The organism is Natronomonas sp. (assembly GCF_028274965.1).
In the GTDB taxonomy this organism is placed as follows: Archaea; Halobacteriota; Halobacteria; order Halobacteriales; family Haloarculaceae; genus Natronomonas.
In genome coordinates this window covers 39,518-46,023 of record NZ_JAQCNO010000001.1, presented here as the reverse complement: position 1 = coordinate 46,023, position 6,506 = coordinate 39,518, and the positions used below count along the sequence as shown (strand labels likewise).

The window sequence follows — 6,506 nt, the reverse complement described above, 5'->3', positions numbered from 1 at the left end:
CATCTCTCCGCGGCCCAATCGAAGCTGTTGGAGTCGATCATGGAGCGCGCGCCCGACAACTGTTAGGGCGACGCGGCCCAAGCAACGACGATGCCAGCCATCGGAGTCATCGGCGCGGGCGCGGCGGCGGCGGCGGGAACGCTCGTCCTCGACACGGCGCTTCCGGACGCCGAGATCACCGTCTTGGAGAAGTCCGGCGGCGTCTGTGGGCGCGCAGCAACACGGCGACATGAAGACCTCGTCTACGACTACGGGGCGAACTACGTCAAGTCCGACGACGAACGGGTCGTCGAGTTGCTCACCGAGACGCTCGACGACGACGGACTCGTCGACGCCGCCGAGCCGGTCTACACGTTCGACGAGTCGGGGGCGGTCTCGCCGGGGCGGGACGCCGACGGGCACAAATGGAGCTACCGGGGCGGGCTCACGCAGATCGCAAAGCGGCTGTTCGGGCGGACGGACGCGACGGTACACCGGCGGACGAGAGTGGAGACGATCGAGCGCGAGGCGGGGGCGTGGGCGCTCGTCGACGCCGACCGACAGCGGTGGGGGCCCTTCGACGTGCTCGTCGTGAACCCCCCGGCGCCGCAGACGGCCGAACTCCTCGCGGACGCCGAGTGGGACTCGCCGGACCGCAGCGCCCTCCGGGAGGCCGCCGAGGCGGTCCCGTACCGGACGGTCTGGACGGCGGTGTTGCACTACCCCTTCGAGATCGATCGGCCCTACTACGGGCTGGTGAACACGGACAAGAACCACGCCGTCGGCTGGATTTCACGCGAGGAGTGCAAGGCCGGGCACGTTCCGGACGGCGAGTCGCTGTTGGTGGTCCAGGCCGGCGGGGAGTGGTCGGCGGAGCACTACGACGACGACCCCGAGCGGAACGTCGCGGCGCTCGCCGACCACGCCGCGAACATCGTCGGCGACGACCGCCTCCGGTCGCCCGACTGGACGGACCACCAAGGCTGGCGGTACGCGCTCCCGGAGGCCGGCGTCGAGCGCGGACCGCTCGACTCGGCCGAGTCGGCGAACCTGTACTGTCTCGGCGACTGGGTCGCCGGCGAGGCGCGGGTCCACGCCGCCCTCCGGAACGGTCTCGACGTCGGCGAGCGGATCGCACACGGGGCGTGATCGGAGCCGAAGAGATAGGCCCCTGGGGACGTGTGTACCCGTATGGCAGAGCAGTCCGGACAGTTCCGCGTGTACCGCGTCGTCGAGTCCGTGCCGCAGTACAACCTCCAGGCGGTCGAATCGCCGACGCTGTACACCGTCTACAGCTCCGGATACGGCGAGAGACAGCCCGAGATCGACGCCCTCCGGACCGGCGACCGGATCGAAGCGGTGTTGGCCGGCGATCCGGCGGCCGACGACGAGCCGTGGCGCGTGACCGATCTCGACCGCCTCGACCGCGTCGAGATGGGATTCGGAACCGACGTGCGGCCGCCCGACGTCGCCCGCGAGCTGTGGACGCCGGGGCGAACCGAGCCGGCGTACGCGGTCTTGCGCGACGGCGACGAGGCGGTCGGGGGCTGTTTCGTCCAGCCCCGCGACCCGCTGCCGAACGGCGCGTTCGTCCCGAACGTCCTGACAGGGCTGTTGCCGCTTGAACCGCACTTACGCGGGATCCCGGAGGTCGGCTCGGAGGCGGCCGAGGCGCTGTTTTTCGACCCCGATCCGCCGGACACCTCCTCGTACACCGAGCCCTACGGCGTGATCCTGCTTTTCGCCGAGGCGGGGCGGGCGCTCGCGGACCGCTTCAGAGACGAGTACGGCATCCCCCGCGGCGAGGACACGCGCCCGGCGTTCGATCCCTACGGGCTTTGAACGCAGACGCCCGGCGTCGCTTTAGGTCGACTCCGTCGGGCGCGAACACCGCATACAGAGGGTGCTGTCGGCGACCCAGTTGACGTCCGTCGAACCGCAACTCGGACAGCGGTGGTGGTCGGTGCCGTACTCCGTCGTCCCGCGCGGCGCGGCGAGGACGCCGGACTCGACCGTCCGCTCCAGCAGACTCCGGAAGCGCTGTCGTTTGTACGCGGCGCGCGCGGCGAGGAACGCCCCGGGCCGCGAGGGGTCGTCGCCGTGGAGGTCCGACCACTCGACGGCGATCTCGCCGTTGGCGAGCCCGCGCGCGAGTTGTTTTATCGGCGCCGCGGCCGCCTCGAAAAGCGGCGTCGTCCCGAGCGTCTGAGGCCGTTCGATCGAGTCGGCCGCCGCCTCGTAGGCCGATTCGGCGTCGTCGTAGGCCGCGTCGACGCCGTCCATCCCGGCGATGGCGCGGAAGTCGGCGACGAACTCAGAGAGACAGGCCCGCTGGGCGGGGTGTTCGAACCCCGCCGAGAGGTCGCGGGCGATCGCGATCCCCTCGACCGCGCGGCGACTCGCGCGCGCCGGGGTCGCGTCCACCCGATAGCAGACGGCGGCGACGGCGAGGTGGCCGAGGCCGACGCCGGCCCAGCCCTTCTCGTCGGGTTCGAACGGCGCGACGTCCGGTCGCGGGTCGGCGAGGACGCGCCATCCCGCCCGGGTGTACTCGTCGCCTGCGCGCTCGTACGATCGCTCCGCGATGGCGGCGACCGCGGCGTCGCGGTGTCCGCCGTCCTGGGTGGCCATACTGTCCTCTCGTCGGCCGCGGGTAGAACCTTTGGCTCTCCCGACGGACGTGCCGGATCCGCCCCCTCGGAGCGCCTGCCGCCTCCGGGGCGAGAGCCGCCCTGGGAAAGACCGATACCGGTGGCGTCCCTACAGGGGGTATGAGCCGCGATCGGACCCGAACGCGGGACTCGCCGGACGGTACCGACGAGGAGTTCGCCGCCGAGTTCGACGTCGGCACAGATAACGGGGTCAGCCGAGAGGAGAGCGAAGCCGCCGCGACGAGCGTCGAGAGCGAGGGCGCCTCCGGGCTCCGCGGTCGCCTCTCGACCCGCGCCGGGCGGCTCTTTTCGCCTCGCCTGTTCGCGGTTGCGCTGCTCGCGTCGTCCGGGGGGCTCCTCGCGGCGGACGCGTTCGTCCCGCTGCCCGGGGCCGGCTTACTCGGGGTCTTTCTCGCGGCGTTCGCGTTCGGTCTCGTCGTCGACGAGCGCCGGTACGCCGAGACGGCCCTCGCCGGCGGGATCGCCGCGGCGGCGAGCACGTTCTTGGATTTCGCCGTCGTCGCGTTCCTCGGCGGGTTCGGGATCTCGCTCGCGCTCGCGGCCGGCGGCCTCGGCGGGATCGTCGGCGTCGTCGGCACGTACTTCGGCCGCGACCTCCGGGACGGCCTGACGCGCGACGTGTAGCGGTCAGGACCGGTCGGTCGTCAGCACCCACCGATCGCCGTCGCGCTCGACGACACCGTGCGCCGAGAGCCCCTCCAGCGCGTCGGTGACCACGTCTGGCGGGGCGTCGACCCGTCCGGCAAGCTCCTCGGCGGTCGCGGGGCCGTCCGCCAGCCCGCGGAGGAGGTCGCCGTAAAACCGCCCGTCGACGCCCTCAAAGTGCGCGCTGATCCGATCGAGCGTCTCGGTCAGCCGACCCTGAACCCACCGTTGGGCCATCGAAAGCTCGTTTCCGAGCCGTTCGAGCCGTTCGAGGTCCGCGGTGAGCGCGGCCAGATCCGGCGGCTCGTCGCCGTCGCCGTCGGTCCACCCCGGCGGATCGACGTCGCCGTCGGGCGCCTCGAGTCGCTCGCCGGGGTCGCCGAGTCGGTCTGTCTCGTCGGCGAGCGCGTCGTCGCGTCCGACGTGCAGGGAGACGTGTCGCCACGCGGTGATATCGAGGTTCTGCGAGGCCGAGTACGCGCTTTTCGTCCCGAACTCGTACGGCGAGACGTTGACCTCGAGACGGAGGTTCCGGGCGATCGAGAAGTACTTGCGGCGGCCGTCGTCGACGTCGGACTCGACCAGCCCGGTCTCCTCGAGCTTCCGGAGGTGGTCGATGACGGCCTTCGGGCTCACCCCGAGATACTCGCTTATCTCCGTCACGTAACACGGTTTCCGCGACAGCAGCCGCAGGATCCGCCTGCGGTTTTCGTTCCCGAGGAGATCGAGGAGTGCCGCGGAGTCCATTACCGGTTCGTAGGGTCCGACGGGAAAAAAGCGTGACGTGACGACCGTGTCCGGGGAGACGCGTCGGATCGGCCGCCCCGGTCGGTTCCCCGGGCCAGACTGGGTGATCGCCCCGGCGGGACGGGTCAGTTCGGCGCGCCGGCGCTTGCGGGCGGGCCGGAGTCGTCGGACCCCCCGTTGGACCCCCGATCGGTTTTGTTCGCTCCCGCGGAGTCGGCGTCAGATCCCCCCGAGTTCTCCGCGTTCTCCGGTTCGTCCGTGGGGTCGGCGTCGGGTCCCGGATCGCTCCGATCGGGCGGGCCGGCCCGGCCGTTCTCAGCGGGCGCGCCCGAACTGTCCCCATCGGTCGGTCTCTGGGGAGCGTCCGAGCGGTCGGCTCCGTCGGTTCCGTTCCCCGGGGGACCCCGCGGGGCCGCCGAGCCGTTCCGTCCGGGACGGTTGGCCCCGGTTCGGTTTCCCGGGGCGGCTTCCGGAGAGCCGCGGGCGTTTCCGGGAGGCCCGGCGAGACCGCTGGCGAGGGCGGCGACGTCCGGGCCGCGCATCTCGCGCGCGCTCGAGCGGATCGCCTCCAGTCGATCGGTGTCGGCGCCGACGCTCGCGGCGACGGCCCGGGTGTCGTTGGCCGACCGTTCGAGGCCGGCGGCGCCGACCGCGACCCGCGTGGCGACCGCGCGGGCCCGGATCCCCGGCGTTTCGCCGATCCGCTCGCGGCGCGTCCTGAGCGAGCGATCGCGCTCCGCGAGGCGTCGCTGTCGCCGTTCGACGAGCGCCCGTTTCGCGTCGGGGTCGTTCGTCCGGTTCAGCGCGGCGTCGAACATGCCGTCGTCGACCCCGTTCTCGGCGTCGGCTTCGCTCGCCTGCATGAACGCCGAGACGTCCGCACCGAGGGAGGCGTTCGGTTCGGCGTCGGCCGCCTGGGCCGTCGCGACGCCGGCGGCGAGGGCGGCGACCACGCCGAGCGCGACGACGAGTCCGAACGCGGCGGACAGGATCCGTCTCATCGCGTGTCACTTTGGGCGATCTTCGTATAAAAACCGCCGGTCGTTCGAACGGTTTACCCGAACCCATAGACGCCCCGAGAGGACGCGAAAGCGTTCATCCGTCCGTCTGCTGGTGTATCGACGCCCTTGGAATCAGCGATCGATCGCACCGGGCGAGCCCGCGGCAACGTTTATATGTGTCACATGGTAACACACGAATAAGACATGTTCGAACAGTTCTCAAGCGGGTACTACCTCGGTCGGCTCTACGTCGAGCCCTACGACGGCGAGCGCGCGGCCATACACGCCGCCCACCACGAACGGGTCAACGAGCAGCTCTACGAGTCCGACGAGTGCCCGCTGGTGATGAAGGTCGGACCGACGCACCTCGCGGTCGGGGGGGCCGAAGGGGTTCCACAGCGCACGCTCGCGTTACCGGAGCGCGCGCTGTCGGCGGCGGGCATCGAGAACCCGCCGACGCTCAGCGAGGTGTTTCTCGCGAAGGCCGAGCGCGCAAAGCAGTTCCTCCAGTTCGGGACGGACGGACCCGCCGGGTTTTAGGCGCGCGGAGGCGTTGTGCCGGCGATGCTCGACGACATCCTCGGCCGGACCGAGCTGAAAGAGCGGATCGAGGCCCTCGAAGAGGAGCGAGAGCGCCTCGAGGCGCGGCTCGAAGCCGAGAGCGAGCGCCGGGCGGACGCCGTCAGCGCAAAGCAGTCCGCCGAGGAGCGGATCAACCGGCTTCAGGACCGGATCGCCGACCTCGAGGGGCAACTCGCCTCGGAGCCGGACGCCACGGAAGTCGGGTTCCGCCGCGAGGAGACGGTCCACGGGGACCGCGTCGAGGCCGTCTACGACCGGATCGACTCCTTCGAGGGACGCCCCGAGAGCGTGCTGACGGCGTACGTCGAGGACGCCGTCCCCGACGATGTCAGGTCGGTTCTCGGCGAGCACGCGTCGCTCGTGTCGCGGGCGGCGCCGTGTCTCGTCTGCGCGGACGACGCCGGGGTGCTCGCCGCCGCGCTCCGGCCGCCGCTCGCGCCGGAGCCGTTCTGCGAGTGGGGCCGAACGCCGCGGATCGAGCGATCGTGGCTCCGGCCGACCGGGCGGTTCGCGCTCGCGTTGGTCCGGTCGGACACGTTCGCGGTCGGCGTCTACGAGGGCGACGAGCGCGTGTCCTTCGAGGGCTTCGAGAGCAACGTCAAGAGCGACCACTCGAAGGGCGGGTTCTCGCAGTCCCGCTTCGAGCGGATCCGCGACGAACAGATCCGAGACCACGTCGAGCGCTGCGAGGAGGCGCTCGCAGCCGTCGACGCCGGCCGCTCGTACGTCGTCGGGGACCGCCGGTTGGTCGGCGAGTTCGACGCCGACGCGACGGCGGCCGTCGACGCCACCGGCGCCCCCCGGGCCGCGCTTCCGGACGCCTTCAGGGAGTTCTGGGCGGTCAGCGTGTACGGCCTCTGAGGCCCGACGGGGCGGGCGA

At 71.5% G+C, this 6,506-nt stretch carries 8 protein-coding genes; 5 read left to right on the top strand and 3 right to left on the bottom strand.

Features of this window, described 5'->3' with window-relative positions; genetic code table 11:
- Positions 1-90 precede the first annotated feature (90 nt).
- Both Q0916_RS00275 and Q0916_RS00270 read left to right on the top strand, forming a co-directional pair.
- On the top strand, positions 91-1,128 hold the full coding sequence (locus Q0916_RS00275; RefSeq protein ID WP_299232722.1) for an NAD(P)/FAD-dependent oxidoreductase: 1,038 nt from the start codon (positions 91-93) through the stop codon (positions 1,126-1,128).
- Positions 1,129-1,170: 42 nt separating this feature from the next.
- A complete protein-coding gene (locus Q0916_RS00270; RefSeq protein WP_299232719.1) occupies positions 1,171-1,821 on the top strand; it encodes a hypothetical protein in 651 nt (216 codons plus the stop codon).
- Positions 1,822-1,842: 21 nt separating this feature from the next.
- On the opposite strand, the gene Q0916_RS00265 is transcribed toward Q0916_RS00270, so the two are convergent.
- Positions 1,843-2,610, bottom strand: a complete 768-nt coding sequence (locus Q0916_RS00265; RefSeq protein WP_299232717.1) for a hypothetical protein — start codon at positions 2,608-2,610, stop codon at positions 1,843-1,845.
- 140 nt (positions 2,611-2,750) lie between these two features.
- Between Q0916_RS00265 and Q0916_RS00260 the strand changes: the two genes are divergently transcribed.
- Entirely contained in the window at positions 2,751-3,275 is a 525-nt protein-coding gene (locus tag Q0916_RS00260) for a hypothetical protein (RefSeq protein ID WP_299232714.1), read from the top strand.
- 3 nt (positions 3,276-3,278) lie between these two features.
- Here Q0916_RS00260 and Q0916_RS00255 read toward each other — a convergent pair whose 3' ends face one another.
- Both Q0916_RS00255 and Q0916_RS00250 read right to left on the bottom strand, forming a co-directional pair.
- Positions 3,279-4,043 carry an ArsR/SmtB family transcription factor gene (locus tag Q0916_RS00255; RefSeq protein ID WP_299232711.1) on the bottom strand — a complete coding sequence of 255 codons (765 nt, stop codon included), beginning with the start codon at positions 4,041-4,043 and terminating at the stop codon, positions 3,279-3,281.
- 125 nt (positions 4,044-4,168) lie between these two features.
- A complete protein-coding gene (locus Q0916_RS00250) occupies positions 4,169-5,044 on the bottom strand; it encodes a hypothetical protein (protein ID WP_299232708.1) in 876 nt (291 codons plus the stop codon).
- Positions 5,045-5,248: 204 nt separating this feature from the next.
- On the opposite strand from Q0916_RS00250, the gene Q0916_RS00245 reads away from it, so the two are divergent.
- Together Q0916_RS00245 and Q0916_RS00240 are read left to right on the top strand one after the other, a co-directional pair.
- Positions 5,249-5,584: a DUF5802 family protein gene (locus Q0916_RS00245; RefSeq protein ID WP_299232705.1), complete on the top strand. Its 336-nt coding sequence runs from the start codon at positions 5,249-5,251 to the stop codon at positions 5,582-5,584.
- 24 nt (positions 5,585-5,608) lie between these two features.
- Complete coding sequence (locus Q0916_RS00240) at positions 5,609-6,487, top strand: Vms1/Ankzf1 family peptidyl-tRNA hydrolase (protein WP_299232704.1); 879 nt, start codon at positions 5,609-5,611, stop codon at positions 6,485-6,487.
- Positions 6,488-6,506: the final 19 nt, after the last annotated feature.

Coding starts and splice junctions, on each gene's coding strand:
- Q0916_RS00275 (WP_299232722.1), top strand. CDS start 91: ATGCCAGCCATCGGAGTCATCGGCGCGGGCGCGGCGGCGGCGGCGGGA.
- Q0916_RS00270 (WP_299232719.1), top strand. CDS start 1,171: ATGGCAGAGCAGTCCGGACAGTTCCGCGTGTACCGCGTCGTCGAGTCC.
- Q0916_RS00265 (WP_299232717.1), bottom strand. CDS start 2,610: ATGGCCACCCAGGACGGCGGACACCGCGACGCCGCGGTCGCCGCCATC.
- Q0916_RS00260 (WP_299232714.1), top strand. CDS start 2,751: ATGAGCCGCGATCGGACCCGAACGCGGGACTCGCCGGACGGTACCGAC.
- Q0916_RS00255 (WP_299232711.1), bottom strand. CDS start 4,043: ATGGACTCCGCGGCACTCCTCGATCTCCTCGGGAACGAAAACCGCAGG.
- Q0916_RS00250 (WP_299232708.1), bottom strand. CDS start 5,044: ATGAGACGGATCCTGTCCGCCGCGTTCGGACTCGTCGTCGCGCTCGGC.
- Q0916_RS00245 (WP_299232705.1), top strand. CDS start 5,249: ATGTTCGAACAGTTCTCAAGCGGGTACTACCTCGGTCGGCTCTACGTC.
- Q0916_RS00240 (WP_299232704.1), top strand. CDS start 5,609: ATGCTCGACGACATCCTCGGCCGGACCGAGCTGAAAGAGCGGATCGAG.